The organism is Mesorhizobium sp. LSJC280B00 (assembly GCF_000502835.1).
GTDB lineage: Bacteria > Pseudomonadota > Alphaproteobacteria > Rhizobiales > Rhizobiaceae > Mesorhizobium.
Genome location: NZ_AYVL01000033.1, coordinates 17,191 through 39,456, shown reverse-complemented (window position 1 = coordinate 39,456; position 22,266 = coordinate 17,191). Strand labels below are relative to the sequence as shown.

Sequence of the window (22,266 nt, the reverse complement as noted above, 5' to 3'; positions counted from 1 at the left end):
GGGCTGGATGGCGCGGCGACCGTCGCCCATGCCCTGGTCCAGCGCGCCGTCGACGCGCATCCCGGCATCGCCCGCCTCAGCGTCGCGCTCGACCGTCCGGTCATCGGCCTCGGCGCCTCGGCGCCGCTGCACTATGCCGGCCTGGCCGAGCTGGTCGGCAATCGATGCGTGGTGCCGCAGGATACCGATGTCGCCAACGCGCTCGGCGCCGTCGTCGGCCAGGTCCGGGTATCGGCCGAGGCGCGGGTCAGCCAGCCCAAGGAAGGGCTGTTCCGCGTTGCCTCAGGTGAAAGCGTGCGCGATTTCAACGACGAGGCGGCGGCAATCGCCGCGGCGGAGAAAGATGTGCGGGCGATTGCCGCCGGGCGGGCTAAGGACGCCGGCACCGACAGTGCCGAGATCGAAATCGCCAGCGAGTTCCGCGTCTCCACAGTAGAGGGCCAGCGCATGTTCATCGAGGCGCATGTCGTGGCGGTGGCGTCGGGAAGGCCAAGGATTGCGGTGTGAGCGCGTAATCTCCCCCCTCGAGGGGGAGATGTCGCCGAAGGCGACCGAGGGGGTCGCCGCGCATGAAGCGCGACCCGATTTGGTGCAAAGAAGAGTTGCACTCCACGCGAGGCGACCCCCTCTGGCCTGCCGGCCATCTCCCCCTCAAGGGGGGAGATCGGCAGCGAAAACGCCCTACCTTCACCCTGAGCTGAATTGACCCTGCCACCGTGACATGCCAAAGGCCCGGCCTAGCCTTTCGTCTGGAGAAGCCCTGATGACTGATCGCGTCGAGATCGCCGGATTGCGGATTGCCCGCGAGCTTCATGATTTTGTCGTGAACGAAGCGATGCCGGGCACCGGCATCGAGGCGGAGGCATTCTGGAACGGTTTTTCGGCCATCGTCCATGATCTCTCGCCAAAAAACCGGGCGCTGCTCGAAAAGCGCGATGCCATGCAGGACAAGCTCGACCGCTGGTATCGCGACAATGGCGCGCCCGTCGACATGGAGGCCTACAAGACGTTCCTCCGCGAGATCGGCTATCTCCTGCCCGAGGGGCCGGCGTTCAGCATGACCACCGAAAATGTCGACCCGGAAATCGCTTTGGTTGCCGGGCCGCAGTTGGTGGTGCCGGTGATGAACGCGCGTTATGCACTGAATGCCGCCAATGCGCGCTGGGGTTCGCTGTACGATGCGCTCTACGGAACCGACGCTATCCCGGAGACGGCCGGCGCCGAGCGAGGCAACAAATTCAATCCGGCGCGCGGCGCCAAGGTCGTCGCCTGGGTGAAAAGCTTCTTCGACGAGGCGGTGCCGCTCACGACAGGCAAATGGGCCGGCGTCAACGGGCTTTCGGTCGCCAACGGCATGTTGCGGCTCGGCGAGGGTGCCGGCGCCACCACGCTTGCCGACCTCAGACAGTTTGCCGGCTATCGCGGCGATGCCGCCGACCCCGAAGCCGTGCTGCTCACCAAGAACGGCCTGCACATCGAAATCGTTGTCGACCACAACAACCAGATCGGCCGCACCGATCCGGCCGGCATTGCCGATGTCGTGCTGGAATCGGCGCTGACCACGATCCAGGACTGCGAGGATTCGGTGGCGGCCGTCGATGCCGAGGATAAGGTGCTGGTCTACCGCAACTGGCTCGGCCTGATGAAGGGCGACTTGGCGGAGGAGATCACCAAGGCCGGCAAGAGCTTTGTTCGGAGGCTCAACCCCGACCGCACCTATACCGCGCCCGATGGCGGCACGCTGACCTTGCCCGGCCGCTCGCTGATGCTGGTCAGGAATGTCGGCCACCTCATGACCAATCCGGCGATATCAGACCGCGACGCCAACGAGGTGCCGGAAGGCATTATGGATGCGGCGCTGACGGCGCTGATCGCGCTGCATGACATCGGCGTGAACGGGCGCCGCGCCAATTCTCGCGCCGGCTCGATGTACATCGTAAAGCCCAAGATGCACGGGCCCGACGAAGTCGCCTTCGCCGTCGAGATTTTCGACCGCGTCGAGGCGCTGCTCGGCGTGCCCAAAAACACCATCAAGATGGGCATCATGGACGAGGAGCGGCGCACCACCGTCAACCTCAAGGAGGCGATCCGCGCCGCGAAAGAACGCGTCGTCTTCATCAACACCGGCTTCCTCGATCGCACCGGCGACGAGATCCACACCTCGATGGAAGCCGGCCCGATGATCCGCAAGGGCGACATGAAGCAGGCCGCCTGGATTGCCGCCTACGAAGCCTGGAACGTCGACATCGGGCTGGAATGTGGGTTGGCCGGCCACGCCCAGATCGGCAAGGGCATGTGGGCGATGCCCGACCTGATGGCGGCGATGCTGGCCGAGAAGATCGCCCATCCCAAGGCCGGCGCCAACACCGCCTGGGTGCCGTCGCCGACGGCGGCAACCCTGCACGCCACGCACTACCACAAGGTCGACGTCCATGCCGTGCAGGCGGCACTGAAGAGCCGGCCCAAGGCAAAACTCGACGACATCCTGTCGGTGCCGGTCGCGGTGCGGCCGAACTGGTCTCAGGCGGACATCCAGAAGGAACTCGACAACAACGCGCAAGGCATTCTGGGCTATGTCGTGCGCTGGATCGACCAGGGCGTCGGCTGTTCGAAAGTGCCGGACATAAACGACGTCGGCCTGATGGAGGACCGCGCCACGCTGCGCATCTCCTCGCAGCACATCGCCAACTGGCTGCATCACGGCGTCTGCACGCCCGAGCAGGTCATGGAGACGATGAAACGCATGGCGGCGATCGTCGACCGCCAGAACGAAGGCGATCCGCTCTACCGGCCGATGGCGCCGGATTTCGACAAGTCCATCGCCTTCCTCGCCGCGTGTGATCTGGTCTTCAAGGGCCGCGTCCAGGCCAACGGCTACACCGAGCCAGTGCTGCACGCGCGGCGGCTGGAGCTGAAGGCGCGGGATAACGGCTGAACCGAAAGCACGATGCACGCCGGCCAAGGGTAAGCGCCGGCGTCTCCCTCCCCCTTGAGGGGGGGTGGCCCGAAGGGCCGGGTGGGGTCGCCAATGCAGTGCGCCAACCCAATTCTGACGGTGCGCCTTAGGAGGAGCATCGCAACGCTCCGCACCTCGGTCGGTTTCGAAATGCGACAGGCCGAGCGTCTCACCGGCGACCCCACCCGGCCGCTTCGCGGCCACCTTCCCCTCGAGGGGGAGGGAAAACGCTACGCCGCCTGCGCCATCCGCTCCGAGCTCATGCGGTACGAAATCGCTTCGGCCAGATGAATGCGGCCGACCGTCTCGCTGGCCTCGAGATCGGCCAGGGTCCGCGCCACCTTCAAGACGCGGTGATAGGCGCGCGCGGAAAAGCCGAGCTTTTCGCTGGCATCCCTCAGCAGCGACAGGCCGGCGGCATCGGGCATGGCGATCTCCTCGATGACTGACGGCGAGCAATGGGCGTTGGTGGTGGCGGTCGCGCCGAGCCGCTCGAAGCGCTCGCGCTGGATCGTACGGGCGCGGGCAACACGTAGTGCGACGGCGGCACTTTTCTCCGCCCGGTCCGGCCGGATCAGATCGCTGGCCGAGACCGCCGGCACCTCGATCCTGAGATCGATACGGTCGAGCAGCGGGCCGGAAATGCGCGCCTGGTAGTCGGTGCGGCAGCGGTCGCCGCGCAGGCAGCGATAGCCGGGCTCGCCGGCCATGCCGCAGCGGCACGGGTTCATCGCCGCGACCAGCTGGATACGTGCCGGATAAGTAACGCGATGATTGGCGCGCGCGATCATGCAGTCGCCGGTCTCGAGCGGCTGGCGCAGCGCATCGAGCGCCTGCGGCGAGAATTCGGGAAACTCGTCGAGGAACAGCACGCCGTGATGGGCGAGCGAAGCCTCGCCCGGCCGTACGCGCAACCCGCCGCCGACCATCGCCGCCATCGAGGCCGAATGATGCGGCGCGCGGAACGGCCGCCGGTCGGTGAGTTTTCCTTCGCCGAGTTCGCCGGCCACCGAGGCGATCATCGAGACTTCGAGCAATTCCCTGGGCGCCAGCGGCGGTAGGATCGACGGCAGCCGCTGCGCCAGCATCGACTTTCCCGACCCCGGCGGTCCGACCATCAAAAGATTGTGGCCGCCGGCGGCCGCCACCTCCAGCGCCCGCTTGGCGGTCTCCTGGCCCTTGATGTCGGCAAGGTCGGGCAGGTCGCGCGCCGCGGCATGGATGCCGGCTTCCGGCCGTGACAGAACCTGCGTGCCGCGAAAATGATTGGCGATGGCGATCAGGCTGCGCGGCGCCAATATGTCGAAGTCCTTGCCGGCCCAGGCCGCTTCCGGCCCGCAGGCGAACGGGCAGATCAAGCCCTTGCCTTCGGCGTTGGCACCGATTGCCGCCGGCAGCGCGCCAGCCACCGCGGCGATGGTTCCGTCGAGCGACAATTCGCCAAGCACGACATAGCCGGCCAGCATGTCGCCCGGAATGGCGCCGAGCGCCGCCATCAGCCCGAGGGCGATCGGCAGATCGTAGTGGCTGCCTTCCTTGGGCAGGTCAGCGGGTGCCAGATTGACGGTGACCTTCTTCGACGGCATCGACAGGCCGGATGCATGCAGCGCTGCCTGCACCCGCTCGCGGCTTTCGGCTACAGCCTTGTCGGCCAGCCCGACGATGTGCATGTTGACCTTGCCCGGCGCGATCATCACCTGCACGTCGACCGGCACGGCCTCGATGCCCTGGAAAGCAACCGTGCGAACCCGCGCCACCATGTCTTCACCCCGGATGCAGGCTTTTGCCCCAAGCCTTTGCGATCATGCCGCGAACGGCGTCACCGGAGACAACCACAGATTTCCGGCGAAGGCAAGAACATTTGGGGAACAGCTGAGCGCCACGGCTGCAATGGTCCGGAACGCGGCCGCTTCCAGAAGCAATGTACGCTAGTTGCGCTTCTCCTCGACGGCATCCCAAAATAGGCTGGCGATGTCGGCGCCGCCGAAGCGCTGCACTTCGCGTATGCCGGTCGGTGAGGTCACGTTGATCTCGGTCATGTAGTCGCCGATGACGTCGATGCCGACAAGGATGAAGCCGCGCTCCTTCAGCGCGGGGCCGATGCGGGCACAGATCTCGCGTTCGCGCGCCGTCAGCTCGGTCTTTTCGGCGCGGCCGCCGACATGCATGTTGGAGCGGGAATCATGCTCGGCCGGTACCCGGTTGATGGCGCCGACAGGCTCGCCGTCAACCAGGATGATGCGCTTGTCGCCAGCCCGCACCTCCTTGAGGTAGCGCTGCACGATGTAGGGTTCGCGGAACAACTGGTCGAACATTTCGAGCAGCGAGGCGAGGTTGCGGTCGGCCTCGTGCAGGTGGAAGATGCCGGCGCCGCCATTGCCGTAGAGCGGTTTGACGATGATATCGCCGAACTCCTTGCGGAAGGCTGCGACCTCGAGAGGGTCCTTGGTGATCAGCGTGTCCGGCATCAGGTCGGGAAATTCGGTGACGAAGATCTTTTCCGGGCTGTTGCGCACCCAGGCCGGGTCGTTGACCACCAGCGTCTTCGGATGGATGCGCTCGAGAATATGCGTGGTGGTGATGTAGTTCATGTCGAAGGGCGGATCCTGCCGCAAAAGGATGACGTCCATCTCCGAAAGATCGGTGCGGACTTCTTCGCCCAGCGAATAATGATTGCCCTTCTCGTCGCGGACCTGCATCGCCTCGATACGGGCAAACACCTTGCCGTCGCGCAGCGACAGCCGGTCGGGCGTGTAGTGGAACAATTGGTGGCCGCGCCGCTGCGCCTCCAGCGACAGTGCAAACGACGTGTCGCCGGCTACCGACACGGTGGAGATGTGGTCCATCTGGACGGCGACTTTCAGGGGCATGGCAGCTCTCCGGCGCACTTGGAGCGATCCACTTGGACGCACAAAGTACGCTCCAACATTTCTTGAATCCATGCATCGTGCTTTCCGAAAATCGATTCCGATTTTTCGGGCCGATGCATCGACGACAGCGATATAAGGAAATCGGCGGCCTCTGCCAATCGGCCAAGGTCATGATGAGGCTGCGCTTCGCTTGGCGCAGATCCCAACGCGATGTGCCTTCAGCGGTCGAACACCAGCTTGGAATAGCCGAGGAAGGACAGCGCCATGGCGACCAGCGAGGCGACCGCAAGGGCTATGAGCGGCGACACCATCGGCAGTGCGAACAACATGACGCAATAGACGAGATAATTGACGACGCTGGTGGCAATGCCGACGCCGCCGTAGCGGGCGCCCTCATGCGCGATGCCCCGGCTGGAAGGCGAGAAGGTCAGGTGGCGGTTGATCAGCCAGGTGGCGGACAGCGCAAAACCGATCGAAATGATGCGGGCTGCCAAGGGGCCAAGCGGCGTTGCCGCCAGCACCAGCCAAAGCGCACCCGCGTCGGCGACGAAGCCGATGCCGCCGGCGACAATGAAGCGGGCGAGGCGTCCCATCTAGGCTCTAGGCCGCGCGCGGGGTCTTGCGCGGTCCGGCCTTCAAAGTCGCGAGCGCGCTTGCACGTTCACGTTCGACGCGACCGGAAGGCATCGACAGATAGAAGATGCGCTTCTGCTCGGCGCGGCCGCGCGACACCGAATCGAGGATCACCCCGGTCACCGCCGCCAGCATCGACAGCAGCAGCAGGCCGACCGACAGAACCCAGGTCGGCATGCGCGGCACAAGCCCGGTTTCGGCGAACTCGATCAGCACCGGCGCCATCAGAAACAGGCTTGATGCCAGGAAGAACACCGAAAAAGCGCCGAAGAAACGCAGCGGCTGCGTCTCCTTCATCAGCATGGCGAACATCCACAGGATCTTCGCGCCGTCGCGAAAGGTCGACAGCTTCGACGAGGAGCCTTCCGGCCGGCGGCCATAGTCGAGTCCGATCTCGCTGACCGGCAATTTGAGCTGCGAGGCGTGCACCGACATTTCGGTCTCGATCTCGAAACCGCCGGAAACGGCGGGAAAACTCTTGACGAAGCGCCTGGTGAAGGCGCGGTAACCCGAGAAGATATCGGTAAAGTCCGAGCCGAACAAACGTTTGTAGAGGCTGTTGAAGATGCGGTTGCCGAAGGCGTGGCCTGTCCTGCCGGCGTCGTTGGCGACGCCGCGCCTGGTGCCCACCACCATGTCGGAGCGCTCGGTCAGCAGCGTGTTGATCAGTTGCGGCGCGTCCTCCGGCGCATAGGTGCCGTCGCCGTCGGCCATCAGGTAGATGTCGGCCTCGATGTCGGCGAACATGCGGCGCACGACATTGCCTTTGCCCTGGCGCGGCTCGCGCACCACGATGGCGCCGGCGGCGCGGGCTCGGAGCGCCGTCAGATCGCGCGAATTGTTGTCGTAGACATAGATCGCGGCGGCAGGCAGCGTTTCGCGAAAGCGCCGCACCACTTCGCCGATCGTCAGCTCCTCATTGTAGCAAGGCAGGAGCACGGCGATGCTCGGCTCATGGCGCACTTCTTGTGGCATTTTTCGTCTCCGGATGCCCTGTGAGGCCCCTGACCGCTCAAGCGCCGGCCTCGCTCGGGCGGCTTTACTATTTATTGAAGCTGTTAAGGCTAGGTTTAAACCGCACCGTATTCCTTCCAAAGGTCCTGATATGAGCACAGCCGACGATGGCGCCTCCATTTGGAGGTCCGATATCGCGCTGGCGCTGCTTGCCACGTTGCCGGCACTTGCCGTCAATGCCCTTGCCGGCTTCCCGGAATTGACCAATGCCGGCGGCGACAACGACAATCTGCTGCGCCTTGTCGAAGTTCGCGACATGCTGGCCAGCCAGGGCTGGTTCGATCTGCACCAGTACAGGATGGGCCTGGAAGGCGGTTTCGTCATGCATTGGTCGCGGCTGGTCGATGCGCCGATCGCCGCCATCATCATCGCCGTATCGGCCCTGACCGGCAGCGCGGCCTTTGCCGAGAATGTTGCGCAAGTGCTGTGGCCGACGCTGCTCTTCTGCCTGACCGTGTTTTTCACCGCCCGCGCCGCACGCAGCTTTGCCGGTGACAGCGCCGTGCTGCCCGCTGTCGTGGTCGGCGCTGCCGCACTGTATTTCATTGGCATTTTTTCGCCTGGCGCGCTCGATCACCACAATATCCAGCTGATGCTGAGCATGGCCAGCCTGAGCCTATTGCTTGAAGCGCCAATGCGCAGGCCGGCGGCATTGCTCTCCGGCCTGTGCGCCGGATTGATGCTGGCGGTCGGTATGGAGACCGCCCCTTATGTGGCCACCATCGGCGCCTCTGTCGCCATGCTGTTCGCCCTCGGCGCCAATGGCGAGAGGCTGATCGCCAGGGATTTCGGCCTCGGCTTTGCCGGCGTGTCCGCTCTCGTCTTTGTCGCCACCATTGCGCCGTCTGCCTGGGGTCAGGCGCAATGCGACGCCTTTTCGACCGTGCAGTTCGTCGTCGCGGCGATTGCCGGAACCGGCCTTGCGGCGATAGCGTCGATCGAGCCGGCCGGCCGCACGCGCCAACGGCGCATCGCCTCACTTGGCCTGCTTGCCCTGCTATTGGGCGCTGTCGTCGTCTTGTTGTTCCCACAATGCCTGGCAGCGCCCTACGCCAACCTCGATCCGCGCCTCAAGGAGCTATGGCTTGATCACATCGACGAGGCGCAATCGCTGTTCAAGCTGCTCGCTGAAGATCCGGCCGGGGTGGTGGCGCGCTATGCCACGCCGCTCATTGCGCTCGTGCTGATGGCGCTTCGCCTTGGCCGCGGTGGCTGGCGGCGGCAGGACAGCCTTGTCGGCGCGCTGCTTGTCGTGGCCTTCATCGTCAGCGCCTGGCAGGTACGCGGTTCGACATTCTCGATCGCCTTCGCCGTCATCCCGCTTGCCGCCTGGATTGCCAAATGGCGTCAACGGGCCGAGGCCAGCGCGTCGCGCGGGGTGGCGCTGCGCATGGCTGCCGTCTGGCTGGTTTCGGTGAATGCGGTCTGGACTGGGGCTGCCGCGGCGACCTCGGTAGCCTTCGACGACAGCAACACCACGGCGGATAATGGCGACGGCACCGATGTCGCTTGCCAGCGCATGGCCTCCTTTGCGGCACTCGGCCGCCTGCCCGGCACCACCGTACTGGCAATTTCCAATCTCGGATCGCCTATCCTGGCCTATTCCGGACATCGCGTCTTCGCTGGGCCTTATCATCGCAATGTCGCCGGCAACCTGCTGGCGCTCGATGCCTTCCTTGGGTCTGATGCCGATGCCAGGACGGTCGTGGCGGATCATCACGTCGGCCTCGTCGCGCTGTGCCCCGGCAGCGCCGAAAGCAAGCTCCTCGCAGCCAAGGCGCCGGCAGGCTTTCTTGCCGGGCTGATGCGCGGCAGCGTGCCGGAATGGCTTGAGCCGGTTGCCGGGACCAGCGGAGCCGCCGTCGAATTGTACCGCGTCCGGCTGGGCAACTGATCGATCGGCGGCCCGTGCGGCCTTTTGTCGGACATAAGTCCTGACAATCCACTCTTTCGCCCTTGCCCGCCCGACATGGCTGGATAGGATGCGCGCCGGCCGACCGCGATCATTGGACCGGGAGAGAATTTCATGATGCCATCGGCACGCTTTGCCGACCTCGAAGGCGCTTCGGTGCTGATCACCGGCGGCGGCTCCGGCATTGGTGCTGCCTTGACCGAAGGTTTTGTCCGCCAGGGGGCAAAGGTCGCCTTCATCGATATCGCCGACCGTCCGAGCCTGGCGCTGGCCGATCGGTTAGACAAGGAGCTCGGCCGGCGGCCGTTCTATCTCAAGACCGACATACGCGACATCGAGGCATTGCGGGTATCAATCGCCAAAGCCGCCGAGGCGCATGGCAACGTGACCGTGCTGGTCAACAATGCCGCTCAGGATGACCGTCATGCCGTCGAAGACGTCACGGTGGAGTTCTGGGACAACAACCATGCCATCAACCTGCGCCCGCATTTCTTCAGCGCACAGGCGGTGGCGCCGGGCATGAAGCGGGCCGGCGGCGGCTCGATCATCAACTTCACCTCGACGTCGTTTCTCATCAACCATCCCGATATGCCGGCCTACACCGCCGCCAAGGCCGGCATCGTCGGTCTCACCAAGGGTCTTGCCGGCAAGCTCGGCGTCGACGGCATCCGTGTCAACGCGATCGCGCCCGGCTGGGTGATCACCGAGCGGCAGAGAAAGCTCTGGGTCACCGAAGAAGCGCTCGCCGCTCATGTCGCCAAACAGTGCATCAAAGAGGTGATGCAGCCGGAAGACATTGTCGGCACCGTGCTGTTCCTGGCGTCGGATGCCTCACGCATGCTGACCGCGCAGATGCTGATCGTCGATGGGGGGTTCCTGTGATCTCATCGAGCAAGGCAGCTTCCGTCGCGGCCGTCGACTGGGGCACCACCCGTATGAGGGTCTGGCTGCTCGACGGCGCCGGCAAGGTTCTCGCCGAGCGGCGCGGCGATGACGGGCTGATCACCGCCCAGGCTAAAGGATTTTCGTCCATTCTTGAAGGGCATCTGGCTGCACTGGGCGCAGCCGAGGCGCTGCCGGTCATCATTTGCGGCATGGCCGGTTCGCGCCAGGGCTGGCTGGAGGCGCCCTATGTCAGCGTGCCGGCGCCGATCGGCGCTATTCTCGCCGGCGCTGCCCGCATCCCCGGCCAGCGCCGCGACATCCGCATCGTGCCCGGCCTTGCCCAGCGTCTGGCCGACGCCCCGGATGTCATGCGCGGCGAGGAGACGCAGCTTGCCGGCGCCGGTTTGCCGGCAAAGGGACGCCATGTCGTCTGCATGCCTGGCACGCATTCGAAATGGGTGCTGGTCGAGGACGGTGCCGTTGCCGGTTTCGGCACCTGGCCGACCGGCGAGCTGTTTTCGGTGCTGGCCGCGCACTCGATCCTGCGCCATTCGCTGGGCGAGCCGCCGAAGCCGGTTGCCGCCGAAAATCCATTTTTCCGGGAGTGGTGCCTGAAGGCGTTGGCCGAAGGCGGTGACATCGGTTCAAGACTGTTCTCGATCCGCGCCGCCAGCCTGCTGCAGGATCTGAAGCCCGAGGATGCCGCCGCGTGCCTGTCCGGCCTGCTGATCGGCGGCGAGATCGCTTCGGCAAATCGCCGTTATGGGGCGAGTGCCGTGCCCGTCGTGCTGATCGCGTCGGGCGCACTTGGCACGCTCTATGCCGACGCGCTCGGCCTTGCCGGGCTCGCGGTCAGGGTGGTCGACGCCGACGAGGCGGTGCGTGCCGGTCTTGCCGAAGCCGCGCGCGAAAATGGCATGATCGCCGGAAATGGAGTTGCCGCATGACAGAGACCGCACCTTTTCCAAAGCTCGAGCGGGGTCTGGTCGCCATCCTGCGTGGCCTCAAGCCAAGCGAGGCGGTGGCGATCGGCCAGGCGATCTTCGGCGCCGGTATCGAAGCGATCGAGGTGCCGCTCAACTCGCCCGATCCTTACGCCTCCATCGCCAGCATTGTCGGAGCGCTTCCTCCAACAGCCTTGGTCGGTGCCGGCACGGTGCTCAGCGCCGCCGATGTCGACGGCCTGCACAAGGCCGGCGGGCGGCTGCTGGTCAGCCCCAATATCGATGCCGAGGTCATGGGCCGTGCCATGCACTACGGCATGGTGACGATGCCCGGCGTGTTCACGCCGACCGAGGCATTTCAAGCAATCCGGCTCGGCGCCTCGGCACTGAAATTCTTCCCGGCGAGCGTGCTTGGCGCGGCGGGCATTTCGGCGATGCGCGCGGTGCTGCCGGCCAGTGTGCTGGTCGGCGCGGTCGGCGGCGTTTCGGATAAGGATTTTGCCGGCTACAAGGCAGCCGGCGTCAGCGTCTTCGGTCTTGGCTCGAGCCTGTTCAAGCCGGGCATGAGCGTCGACGAAGTGGCAGCGCGAGCGAAAGCCGCAGTTCAGGCCTGGGACGCGGCGTTTGGAGTGGCATGATGAGCGAGACCATTGTTTCGGTTTTTTCCGACCATGTCTGCCAACTCGGGGAGGGACCAAGCTATGACCCTGCCACCGACACGCTCTACTGGTTCGACATCGTCAACGGCCAGCTCCTCGAACAGCGCCTGTCGGGCGGTGCCGTCAAAATCCACGAGCTCGGTCAGATGGCCAGCGCCATCTGCATCATCGACGACCAACGCCAGCTGATCGCCACCGAGACCGGTCTGCATGTCCGCGACGTCGCGACCGGCAAGCTGACGCTGCACACGCCGATCGAGGCCGACAATACGGTCACCCGCTCGAACGATTCACGCGTTCACCCTTGCGGCGCCCTCTGGGTCGGCACCATGGGCAAGGGCGAGGAGAAGGCCGCCGGTTCGATCTACTGGTTCTTCAAGGGCGAGCTGCGCCGGCTCTATGCCGACGTCACGGTGCCCAATTCGATCTGCTTTTCCGAGGATGGGACGATCGCCTATTACACCGACACCAGCACCGGGCTGTTGATGCGCGTCGGCTGCGATCCGGCGACCGGCCTGCCGGTTGGCGAACCGAAGGTCTTCGTCGACCACCGTTCGGCCAAGGGCTATATCGATGGTTCGGTGCTCGACCGTGACGGCATATTGTGGAACGCCTGCTGGGGCGGCAGCGTCGTCGAAGCCTATGGACCCGACGGCAAGCTCGTCCGTTCGGTGGCGATGCCGGCGACGCAGCCTTCCTGTCCGGCTTTCGTCGGCAGGAATGCCGACCGGCTGGCGGTCACCTCCGCCTGGTCGGGCAAGAGCGAGAAGCAGCGCCTGCTCGACCCGCAAGCCGGCATGACATTTATGCTCGACATTCCAGTCAATGGTCGCTTCGAGCCGCGTGTGCTGATTGGCTGACCATGATCCCGAAAAGTGGGAACCGGTTTTCGGAAAAGATCATGGTCAAACAGGAAGATGGCGCCGTTGCTGTCGTGCAGGCGTCCGGCTGACGTCGGTTCCGCGAAAGCCGAATGCATTCGCCGTGCGATGCTAGAACGGTTCATCGTTTCGCGGGAACGCTGAACCGCTCTATCTCTTTGTTTTGACGCAATTCCGGACGGAAAACCGTTTCACACTTTTCCTGGAATTGCTTTAGCAATCGTGCTGCCGGGAAATCGTTCGATCATGTCAAGCCGCAAGCCGAAGCTGATCCTTGTCTACGAGCCAGAAAAGGCTTGCTTCGATCGGCTGGTTGCCGATAACCACGTGCCGGAGCGTGCCGCCGAAATTGCCTCCTATCTGGCGCAATCGACCGATATCGCTGCTGAATTCGACGCACTTGCCGCCGCTTGCCAGAAGCGCGGCCCGTCGTTTGCGCCGGTGGCGCTCGACGACGCCGCAAGCGTTCTCGCCGGCGAGGACCCGAAGACCACGCTAGTCTGGACGCTGACCGACGGCATCGCCTATTTCCGCGGCGGCGCGGCACCAGCTCTGGCACGGCTGAACGGCCTGGAGGCGATCGGCGCCGACGATGCGCTTTTCGCGCTCTGCCAGGACAAGTTCCGTTCAGGCGCCGTGCTCGGCGCGTTCGGCTTGCCGGTGCCGCAGGCGGGCCTTGCCCGTGACGGCGCCTGGCTGGTCGCGCCGCCGGCTTCGCCCGCCGGCTGGTTCGTCAAGCCGAACCGGCTCGGCGCCAAGATCGGTATCTGGCCCGATTCGCGCTGCCACGATCTCGGCCATGCGCTGGAGCTTAGCCGGCGCGTCTTCGCCGCCTATCGCGACGATGTCGTCGTCCAGCCCTATGTCGCCGGCCGCAACGCGCGCGCCAGTTTTCTCGGATTGAGGCCGGATACCGGCGTCGAGGCGCTGGGCATCGCCTTTGTCGATTCAGGCGGCGATTTCCAGACCATGCAGGACAGCCTGGCGCTTTACGGCAATACCGGCGAAGCGGCCAAAGCCACGGGAAATTACGCCGAGCCGTTGCTGCTGCCGGTCGCCGGCAGCCAGCCTCTGGCTGATGCAAGGATCCGCAACATCGCCGAAAGCCTGATGGTCGGGCTTGGCCTGCGGGATGTGTTTTCCATCGATTTCCGGGTCGAAGCCGACGACAGCGTCCACCTCATCGAGTTCGAGGTCTGCCCCGGCCTGCCCTGCTTCGATTTCCGCGATTACTGTCGCCAGCAATGGGGCTTGAGCCTCGCCGATGCGATGGCGGAGGCAGCGGCGAACCGGCTTCTCGCCTAAATCCCCTCGACCAGCACGATTTCGCCCTCGGCCACCTTCTGGCGGATCGCGACGGCGCGCTGGTATTCGGGAGAGTGGTAGCAGTCATGCGCCGCCGCAAGCGACGGAAACTCGATGATCACGTTGCGGTCGCGGCCCGGCCCCTCGGCCTTCTCATGCGCGCCGCCGCGCGCCAGGAACTTGGCGCCGAAGCGGTCGAAGGCCGGTTTGGCAGCTGCGACATAGTCCTTGTAGCCTTCCGCATCGCGCACGTCGACGCGAGCGATCCAGTATCCCTTGGGCATGGCATTTCTCCGAAATGGTTTTGGGGATGTTACGCGGAGCGCATTTCGTCAAGGATGGCTTCCGCCGCCGCCCGCCTGTCGGCCGCACCGACGATCGGCCGGCCGACGACGAGATGGCTGGAGCCGTTACGGATCGCCTGCGCCGGCGTCACCACCCGCTTCTGGTCGCCATGGTCGCTGCCCTTCGGCCGGATTCCCGGCGTCACGACCGCCAGGTCGGGGCCGACGATGCGGCGCACCGCCTCAGCTTCCTCGGCCGAGCAGACGATGCCGCCCATGCCGGCATGCAGCGCCTGCTCGGAGCGCCTCAGCACCAGTGTATGCGGATCATACTCATAGCCGGCGTCGATCACGTCCTGCTCGTCCATCGAGGTCAGCACGGTGACCCCGAGCAGGCAAAGGTCGCTGCCCCTCGCGGCCTCGACCGCCGCCTTCATCGTCTTCGGATAGGCATGGATGGTCAGCATGCTCATGCCCATCCTGGCGATGTTGTCGACCCCCTTGGCAACGGTGTTATCGATGTCGAGGAGCTTCATGTCGAGAAAGATCCTAGTGCCGCCGCTGGCCAGCTCGCGGGCGAAATCGAGCCCGCCGGCAAAGGCGAGCTGGTAACCGATCTTGTAGAAGGAGACGATCCCGTCGAGCTCGCGCACCGCTTTCTCGGCTTCCTTCAGCGTCGGCAGGTCGAGGCCGACGATCAGCCGTTCCTGCATCGTGTCGGCATGCGCGGCGTCCGGGATCATGCCTCGATCCGCGTCGACAGCATGCGCGAGGTTTCGATCAGCGTTCGGCATAGGTGCTCCATCGATTGGCGTAGTCTTTCGTCCCGGAAGTTGCCCTCGTCGTCGAAGGCGTAGCCGCCCTCCGGCACCGAACACTCCGGTGTCACCACCTCCATCCGGCAGCGTACCAGAACGGCGCGCAGATGGTTGATGCAGCGTATCCCGCCGAAGGGTCCGTTGGAAGACGAGCAGAGGCCGGCGACCTTGCCGGCAAGCGGCCTGAACGTCCGGCCGCCATCCTTGCGCAGCTGGCTCACCCAATCGATGCTGTTCTTGAGCAGCGGTGGAATGGAGCCGTTATATTCGGGCGTCGCGATCAGCAGCCCGTCATGGGCGGCGATCATCCGGCCGAGCTTGACGGCGTTGTCGGGAATGCCTTCGTCCTTTTCCAAATCCTGGTCGAGGATCGGCAGCGGATAGTCGGCGAGCGAGATGCGGGTCACCTCGGCGCCCTGCATGGCAAGTTCCTTCTGTGCCACGTCGGCGGTCCTGCCGCTATAGGCGCCGCTGCGCAACGAACCGGCGACGACGAGAATTTTCGGGATCACAGCCATGGGTCTGCCTTGTCACCCGATGGGTATAAGACAAGTGCTATTCAAACCCAACGCTTCAATTCATGCGGCCCCGCGTCGGTAGATCCAAAGCTGCGTCGGCGGAATGTTGCGGATGACGAAATGGAAATGCTCGACCGTATAGTCGCCGCGGCCCGGCGGGATCGGCGACAGCGGCCCGTAAGTCAGCTGCACGATCGGCCGGCCCGCCGGGATACGGTCGAGCAGGCTCTCGACATAGGCGATGCGCTGGGCGACAGGGAAATTGAGCAGCGGCACGCCCGATATCACAGAATCGAAGATCAGGTCGCGCTTGTCGCCAAGCGTCGCGTCGAGATTGAAGGCGTCGCCCTCGATGACGTTGACGCCTGGATAAAGCTGGCGCAGATGGCGCACGAAATCAGTGGAATATTCGACCGCGTAGAGGTTCTCAGGCTTTATGCCCTGGGCGAGGATGGCGCGTGTGATGACGCCTGTACCGGGCCCGACCTCGAGCACCGGCAGGCCGGATGTCGGATCGACGATCGAGGCCATCTTGCCTGCGGTGATGGAACTGGTCGGGACGATCGAACCGACCGCCTTCGGCTTGTCGATCCAGCCCTTGAAGAACTTCAGCTCGTCGTCGAACTTTTCCGCCAGCGTCTTTCGCAGTCCGGGACTACGCGTCATCGAAAGTCCTCCTCAACGCTCCCTCGCATGCTACTTAACAGTTACGAGGTGCAAGACAAGTCGAATCCCCGGATAAGGTGTTGATGACGCTCGGGAAGCGTTTTCCAGGGATCAGCTTCAGTGCTCGCCGAACGTTTCGAAAAAGTCTTTCATGCGGGCGAAAAATCCGCTCGACTGAGGCGAATTGTCCTTTGAGGAAAGCTGCTCGAATTCCTCCAGCAATTCGCGCTGACGGCGCGAAAGGTTCTGCGGCGTCTCAACCACGGTCTGGATGTAGAGGTCGCCGATATTGGGCTGGCGCAGCACCGGCATGCCCTTGCCCTTGAGGCGGAACTGGCGACCGTTCTGGGTGCCTTCCGGCACCTTCACCTTCGTCTGGGTACCGTCCAGTGTCGTCACCTCGAACGAGCCGCCAAGCGCTGCCGTCGTCATCGAGATCGGCACCTTGCAATAAAGATCGGCCCCGTCGCGCTGGAAGAATTCGTGCGGCTTGACCGCGAGGAAGATGTAGAGATCGCCCGACGGGCCGCCGCGCAGGCCGGCCTCGCCCTCATTGGCCAGCCGGATGCGGGTGCCATCCTCGATGCCGGCAGGGATGTTTACCGACAGCGAGCGCTCCTCGGTGACACGGCCCTGGCCGGCGCATTTCGGGCACGGATCCTTGATGGTCTGGCCGCGCCCCTGGCATTGCGGGCAGGTGCGCTCGATCGAGAAGAAGCCTTGCGTGGCGCGCACCTTGCCGTGGCCGTTGCACATCGAGCAGGTGACGGGCTGGGTGCCAGGCTTGGCGCCGCTGCCCGAGCATTCCGAGCAGGAGATCGAGGCTGGCACCCGAATCTGCGCGGTCTTGCCGGAAAATGCCTCTTCCAGCGTAATTTCCATATTGTAGCGCAGGTCGGCGCCGCGCTCGCGGCCGCCGGACGAGCGGCGCTGGCGCCCGCCCATCATGTCGCCGAAAATGTCTTCGAAAATGTCGGCGAAACCGCCGGCGCCAAAGCCTTGCGCCCCGCCATTCATACCGCCGTGCTCGAAGGCGGCGTGGCCGAAGCGATCATAGGCGGCGCGCTTCTGCGGGTCCTTCAGTGTCTCATAGGCTTCGTTGATTTCCTTGAACTTGTGCTCGCAGGCATGGTCGCCTGGGTTGCGGTCGGGATGGAACTGCATGGCGAGCTTGCGAAAAGCGCTCTTGAGCTCCTTCTCGTCGGCGCCCTTTTGCACGCCTAGCGTTTCGTAAAAATCAGCTTTCATGTTTTCCCGCAGTCCGGATAGTCAACGTCTTGAAGCATCGTTGCGTCGTTTGCCGGCACGCTGTTCCGATTTAGGTGTGATGGAGCCGCGATGCCAGTGTCTACGAGGCTTTGTCCGCATTTTTTCGGGCAGCTCAGCGTTTTTCCGGCAAAGGGTTGCAAAAAAGCCCGGCTGTGCGCCGGGCTTTTTCCCTTACCTGTACCGTCAGGCGGTTCAGGCCGACTTCTTCTTCTCGTCGTCTTCGTCGATTTCCTCGAAGTCGGCATCGACGACGTCACTGTCCTTGGCGGCATCAGCCTTGGCGTCGGCCTCGGCGGCTTCCTTCTGCGAAGCCTCGTACATGGCCTGGCCGAGCTTCATCGAGACTTCGGCGAGCGTCTGCGTCTTGGCCTCGATCTCGGTCACATCGTCGCCTTCGGCAGCGGTCTTCAGCGCCGCGATCGCATCGGCAATCGCCGTGCGGTCGGCCTCGGAAACCTTCTCGCCGTATTCCTTCAGAGATTTCTCCGAGGAATGCACCAGCGCCTCGGCCTGGTTGCGGGCCTCGACCAGCGCGCGCCGCTTCTTGTCGGCTTCGGCATTGGCCTCGGCGTCCTTGACCATCTTCTCGATGTCGGCGTCCGAAAGGCCGCCGGACGCCTGGATGCGGATCTGGTGCTCCTTGCCGGTGCCCTTGTCCTTGGCCGAGACGTTGACGATGCCGTTGGCGTCGATGTCGAAGGTGACCTCGATCTGCGGCACGCCGCGCGGCGCAGGCGGGATGCCGACCAGATCGAACTGGCCGAGCGCCTTGTTGTCGGCGGCCATTTCACGCTCGCCCTGGAAGACGCGGATGGTCACCGCCGACTGCGAATCCTCGGCCGTGGAGAACACCTGGCTCTTCTTTGTCGGAATCGTCGTGTTGCGTTCGATCAGCCGAGTGAACACGCCGCCCAGCGTCTCGATGCCGAGCGACAACGGCGTCACGTCGAGCAGCAGCACGTCCTTGACGTCGCCCTGCAGCACGCCGGCCTGGATAGCGGCGCCCAACGCGACGACTTCATCCGGGTTGACGCCCTTGTGCGGCTCCTTGCCGAAGAACTGCTTCACGATCTCCTGGATCTTGGGCATACGGGTCATGCCGCCGACCAGGACGACTTCGTCGATTTCGCCGGCCTTCAGGCCGGCATCCTTGAGCGCCGCCTTGCAAGGATCGATCGTGCGCTGGACGAGATCCTCGACCAGGCTCTCGAACTTCGCCCGCGTCAGCTTCAGCGTCAGGTGCTTGGGGCCGGTGGCATCGGCGGTGATGAAGGGCAGGTTGATCTCGGTCTGCGTGGTGGACGACAGCTCAATCTTGGCCTTTTCAGCCGCTTCCTTGAGGCGCTGAAGGGCGAGCTTGTCGTTCCGCAGGTCGATGCCCTGTTCCTTCTTGAACTCGGCTGCCAGATATTCGACCAGACGCATGTCGAAATCCTCGCCGCCGAGGAAGGTGTCGCCATTGGTCGACTTCACCTCGAACACGCCGTCGCCGATTTCGAGCACCGAAATATCGAACGTGCCGCCGCCAAGGTCATAGACGGCAATCGTCTTGCCTTCCTTCTTGTCCAGTCCATAGGCAAGCGCGGCCGCCGTCGGCTCGTTGATGATGCGCAGCACTTCGAGGCCGGCGATCTTGCCGGCATCCTTGGTCGCCTGGCGCTGGGCGTCGTTGAAATAGGCCGGAACGGTGATGACCGCCTTCTCGACCTTCTCGCCGAGATAGGCCTCCGCCGTTTCCTTCATCTTCTGCAGGATCATCGCCGAGATCTGGCTAGGCGACTGCTTCTTGCCGCCGGCCTCGACCCAGGCGTCGCCATTGTCGCCCTTGACGATCTTGTAGGGGACAAGCTTCTTGTCCTTCTCCGTCACCGGATCGTCGTAGCGGCGGCCGATCAGGCGCTTGACCGCGAAAATGGTGTTCTCAGGATTGGTAACCGCCTGGCGCTTTGCCGGCTGGCCGACGAGGCGCTCGCCGTCGCTGTTGATGGCGACGATGGAAGGGGTCGTGCGCGCGCCTTCCGCATTCTCGATGACCTTGGATTCCTTGCCGTCCATGATGGCGACACAGGAATTGGTTGTTCCCAGATCGATACCGATTACTTTTGCCATTTCTCTAATCTCTCCGCTAAGCAGGCTCTCAGGACCCGTACAGGCGTTCCGACGAAAGCCCCTGTTCACAAGAAATTCCGCTCCGGCAACCGGCATTCGGCGCTGGACGGCTTGGCGCGTATATAAGAACAGGCTGCGTGGCGCGCAAGCATTCTGCGCAAGGCGTTCACCTTTCATCGCGGTTGATCGGATTCGGGACCGGCAGGCCCGTATTTTCCGGCGGTGATCCAGCCGGCCCGGCCCCCGGCCCATGAACCTTTCCGCCTCGCCCCGCGACTGACGCTCAGGTGCCGCGTGGTGCGGCCCCGGAAAGGAAAGCCCCATGACCACAGATCCAGAGGCTCCATGGTCTCCGGGAACAGCAGGAACTCAGCGCGACCATCGCCTTCGGGACCGGGTCGATGCGCTGGGCTTTTCGCTGGTTCCGTTGACCCTGCGCGGACGCAGGCGTATCGTGACGTTGAGGAAAGCAGACAATTCGATCAGGGATGAACGTGCCGGAACGCCGCGCCTTGCCCTGATTTGCGCGCCGGGACCGGATGCTTCTCCCATGACCTGTGGGGGGAGATCCATGTCTTGCGACCACGGCGCGTTCGTGCGCTCTCGTGCCGGCCGTTTGCGCCGCGCCATCCAGGCTGCCAGCGGATTGTCGATCTTGGCGCTCGCCGCTGGGCTCTGGCTCGGTGGCTCGGCCCAGGCTCAGGAAACCCAGATCATCTATCCCGGCTCAATGGCAGTGACCGGATTCTCCGGCACCATCATTCCCAATTTCGAGGAAGGCCTGCCGCCGGGCGTCGATCCCGTCGACGAAACCTTCATCGACACGGCGCGCGCGACCTTGCGCATCTTCGACGTCTCAAGGCTGGGCGGGCCGGCGTCTGGCCAATTGGTCTTCACCCCGCCACCGTTCGAGGTCACGGCCGGGCAAATCGGCCAGGTGTTCGGCATCACCTACGACGACGGCGTGCGCGACGGCGTTCCATCGGCCATTCCAAACCTCTATGCCGGCGCCACGTCGCTGCACGGCATCCGCATAGTCACGCCAGACGGCGACGCCGACGGCCGGCCGGAGCGGCAGCGCCGCGGCACGGCTGACGCGGTCTTCATGGACGGCCAGTTCGGCACCGAAAACGGCGGCGGCTCCGGAACGATCTGGAAGATCGACGGCATCACCGGCGCCGTCTCGAAATTCGCCGATATCGACGCCAATAGCGGTCCCGGCATCGGCGACGTCACTTTCGACAATATCCACCGCCAGTTCTTCGCCAGCGATCTCGACACCGGCCTCATCCACCGCATCGACGCCAATGGCGCGCTGCTCGACACGTTCGACCACGGCATAGCCGGCCGCCCGGCGCACGGGCTTGCCGCCCTTGCCGACGACGGCTCGGTGATTGACATCCAGGGTGCTGCCTTCGACAGCGAGGACCCCGACAGCTGGGGCTACACGCAGGACGAGCGCCGCGTCTGGTCGGTCGCCTATCGTGGCGGCCGGCTCTATTATTCGGTCGGTGATAAGGCGGAGATCTGGTCGGTGGGCGTTGCCGGCGACGGCAGTTTCGCCGGCGACCCGCGCTGGGAACTGACGGTCAAGGCCGACAAGGATTACGCGGTCACCGACATCGCCTTCGACAACGAGGGCTTCATGTACCTGGCCCAGCGCGGCCCGGTGGAGAACCGCTACGACTACAGCCAGTTCGCCGATTCCGGCAAGGGTGAGGTCATCCGCTACTGGCGCGAAAATCCGGACGATCCGGCGACGGAATCGGCCTGGGTGGAAGTGCCGCAGGAATATGCGGTCGGCTTCCCGCAAGACAACCGACAGTCGGCCGGCGGCCTCGACCTGCAATATGGCTACGATGCCGAAGGCAATCTCGATACCGGCGTCTGCACCGACACGCTGGTCGATACCGGCGACAAGTTGCGCGACAACCCGGAGCTTGCCGAACAACTCGCAGCCGGCGGGCCGCTCGCCGTGCACGGCGTGCAAATCACGCCGACGGCACTGGTCAAGCCGGCCAACATGCCGCCTTTCGGCGCGTGGTTCGTCGACTTCGACAATTATTTCGAAGACCCGGAAGTCGAAGGCCATGTCGGCGACGTCGAGGTCTGGCGCCCCTGCGAAGGCCGTGCCGGCTATTACGAGCAGGTGCCGGGCGGCTATCTGCCACCGTTCTATCCGCCGGACTTTCCGCCCCCCGGCAATCTGCCTCCTTGCCTTGATGTCGAGGATGTCAGGTATTTCTGCACGCCCCCCGGCCTCGAGGCCGATCTCTATCTCCATGACCATGCCGGCTTTGGCGGCGATTCGATCAAGGCTCTGTCCAGGACGCCTGGCGTTGGGGTGACTTCACCTCTGTCGCATGCGCCCGGCGCGCCATACACGATCGGCATCACCGGCCATTACCCTGGCGATACGGTCGATGTCGGGCTCTGCTTCTACAGGCAGTCCGATAGCGACAAGGGTGGCTACTACCCTTGCTGCAAGATGACCTTGCGGCTCAGAACCCCAGCCGTCAGCTGCGAACCGTGAGGAGGGGAAG

The 22,266-nt window shown here is 64.4% G+C and carries 18 protein-coding genes and 1 pseudogene; 9 read left to right on the top strand and 10 right to left on the bottom strand.

The window, feature by feature from the left end:
- Positions 1 to 507 (top strand): annotated as a pseudogene (locus X773_RS0139435) (hydantoinase/oxoprolinase family protein); the annotation flags it as partial.
- A 256-nt stretch (positions 508 to 763) separates the two neighbouring features.
- Positions 764 to 2,935, top strand: coding sequence for a malate synthase G (locus X773_RS69070; protein WP_023679868.1), 2,172 nt, complete (start codon positions 764 to 766; stop codon positions 2,933 to 2,935).
- Between the two features lie 251 nt (positions 2,936 to 3,186).
- Here the strand turns inward: X773_RS69070 and X773_RS69065 are convergent, their stop codons facing one another.
- From X773_RS69065 to X773_RS69050, 4 genes are all read right to left on the bottom strand, one after another.
- Entirely contained in the window at positions 3,187 to 4,716 is a 1,530-nt protein-coding gene (locus tag X773_RS69065; protein ID WP_023679867.1) for a YifB family Mg chelatase-like AAA ATPase, read from the bottom strand.
- A gap of 168 nt (positions 4,717 to 4,884) precedes the next feature.
- Positions 4,885 to 5,826 (bottom strand): glutathione synthase, encoded by a 942-nt coding sequence (gshB, locus tag X773_RS69060; protein ID WP_023679866.1) that lies wholly within the window; start codon positions 5,824 to 5,826, stop codon positions 4,885 to 4,887.
- Positions 5,827 to 6,044: 218 nt separating this feature from the next.
- The gene (locus X773_RS69055) at positions 6,045 to 6,419 is read right to left on the bottom strand and encodes a GtrA family protein (protein WP_023679865.1); all 375 of its coding nucleotides are present in this window, start codon (positions 6,417 to 6,419) and stop codon (positions 6,045 to 6,047) included.
- Between the two features lie 7 nt (positions 6,420 to 6,426).
- Positions 6,427 to 7,434, bottom strand: a complete 1,008-nt coding sequence (locus X773_RS69050; RefSeq protein ID WP_031212751.1) for a glycosyltransferase — start codon at positions 7,432 to 7,434, stop codon at positions 6,427 to 6,429.
- 130 nt (positions 7,435 to 7,564) lie between these two features.
- On the opposite strand from X773_RS69050, the gene X773_RS69045 reads away from it, so the two are divergent.
- The 6 genes from X773_RS69045 (at position 7,565) to X773_RS69020 (ending at position 14,059) form a co-directional block, all read left to right on the top strand.
- A complete protein-coding gene (locus X773_RS69045; RefSeq protein ID WP_023679863.1) occupies positions 7,565 to 9,367 on the top strand; it encodes a hypothetical protein in 1,803 nt (600 codons plus the stop codon).
- 132 nt (positions 9,368 to 9,499) lie between these two features.
- Complete coding sequence (locus X773_RS69040; protein ID WP_023679862.1) at positions 9,500 to 10,267, top strand: SDR family oxidoreductase; 768 nt, start codon at positions 9,500 to 9,502, stop codon at positions 10,265 to 10,267.
- Positions 10,264 to 11,217, top strand: a complete 954-nt coding sequence (locus X773_RS69035; protein WP_023679861.1) for a 2-dehydro-3-deoxygalactonokinase — start codon at positions 10,264 to 10,266, stop codon at positions 11,215 to 11,217. The genes X773_RS69040 and X773_RS69035 overlap by 4 nt, the downstream gene beginning before the upstream one ends.
- On the top strand, positions 11,214 to 11,852 hold the full coding sequence (locus X773_RS69030) for a 2-dehydro-3-deoxy-6-phosphogalactonate aldolase (protein WP_023679860.1): 639 nt from the start codon (positions 11,214 to 11,216) through the stop codon (positions 11,850 to 11,852). The genes X773_RS69035 and X773_RS69030 overlap by 4 nt, the downstream gene beginning before the upstream one ends.
- The gene (locus tag X773_RS69025; RefSeq protein WP_023679859.1) at positions 11,852 to 12,733 is read left to right on the top strand and encodes an SMP-30/gluconolactonase/LRE family protein; all 882 of its coding nucleotides are present in this window, start codon (positions 11,852 to 11,854) and stop codon (positions 12,731 to 12,733) included. Before X773_RS69030 ends, X773_RS69025 begins: the two co-directional genes overlap by 1 nt.
- A gap of 267 nt (positions 12,734 to 13,000) precedes the next feature.
- On the top strand, positions 13,001 to 14,059 hold the full coding sequence (locus X773_RS69020; protein ID WP_031212748.1) for a hypothetical protein: 1,059 nt from the start codon (positions 13,001 to 13,003) through the stop codon (positions 14,057 to 14,059).
- Here X773_RS69020 and X773_RS69015 read toward each other — a convergent pair.
- The 6 genes from X773_RS69015 to dnaK form a co-directional block, all read right to left on the bottom strand.
- Positions 14,056 to 14,343, bottom strand: coding sequence for a DUF1330 domain-containing protein (locus X773_RS69015; RefSeq protein ID WP_023679856.1), 288 nt, complete (start codon positions 14,341 to 14,343; stop codon positions 14,056 to 14,058). The genes X773_RS69020 and X773_RS69015 overlap by 4 nt on opposite strands.
- A 29-nt stretch (positions 14,344 to 14,372) precedes the next feature.
- The gene (gene pyrF, locus X773_RS69010; protein ID WP_023679855.1) at positions 14,373 to 15,086 is read right to left on the bottom strand and encodes an orotidine-5'-phosphate decarboxylase; all 714 of its coding nucleotides are present in this window, start codon (positions 15,084 to 15,086) and stop codon (positions 14,373 to 14,375) included.
- Positions 15,083 to 15,679, bottom strand: coding sequence for an NADPH-dependent FMN reductase (locus X773_RS69005; protein ID WP_023679854.1), 597 nt, complete (start codon positions 15,677 to 15,679; stop codon positions 15,083 to 15,085). The genes pyrF and X773_RS69005 overlap by 4 nt, the downstream gene beginning before the upstream one ends.
- A 60-nt stretch (positions 15,680 to 15,739) precedes the next feature.
- The gene (gene pmtA, locus X773_RS69000; protein ID WP_023679853.1) at positions 15,740 to 16,345 is read right to left on the bottom strand and encodes a phospholipid N-methyltransferase PmtA; all 606 of its coding nucleotides are present in this window, start codon (positions 16,343 to 16,345) and stop codon (positions 15,740 to 15,742) included.
- A 117-nt stretch (positions 16,346 to 16,462) separates the two neighbouring features.
- Complete coding sequence (dnaJ, locus tag X773_RS68995; protein ID WP_023679852.1) at positions 16,463 to 17,593, bottom strand: molecular chaperone DnaJ; 1,131 nt, start codon at positions 17,591 to 17,593, stop codon at positions 16,463 to 16,465.
- Between the two features lie 213 nt (positions 17,594 to 17,806).
- A complete protein-coding gene (gene dnaK / locus X773_RS68990; RefSeq protein ID WP_023679851.1) occupies positions 17,807 to 19,723 on the bottom strand; it encodes a molecular chaperone DnaK in 1,917 nt (638 codons plus the stop codon).
- Between the two features lie 571 nt (positions 19,724 to 20,294).
- Here dnaK and X773_RS68985 point away from each other — a divergent pair.
- Positions 20,295 to 22,256, top strand: a complete 1,962-nt coding sequence (locus X773_RS68985) for a hypothetical protein (RefSeq protein WP_023679850.1) — start codon at positions 20,295 to 20,297, stop codon at positions 22,254 to 22,256.
- The last annotated feature ends 10 nt before the right edge of the window (positions 22,257 to 22,266 follow it).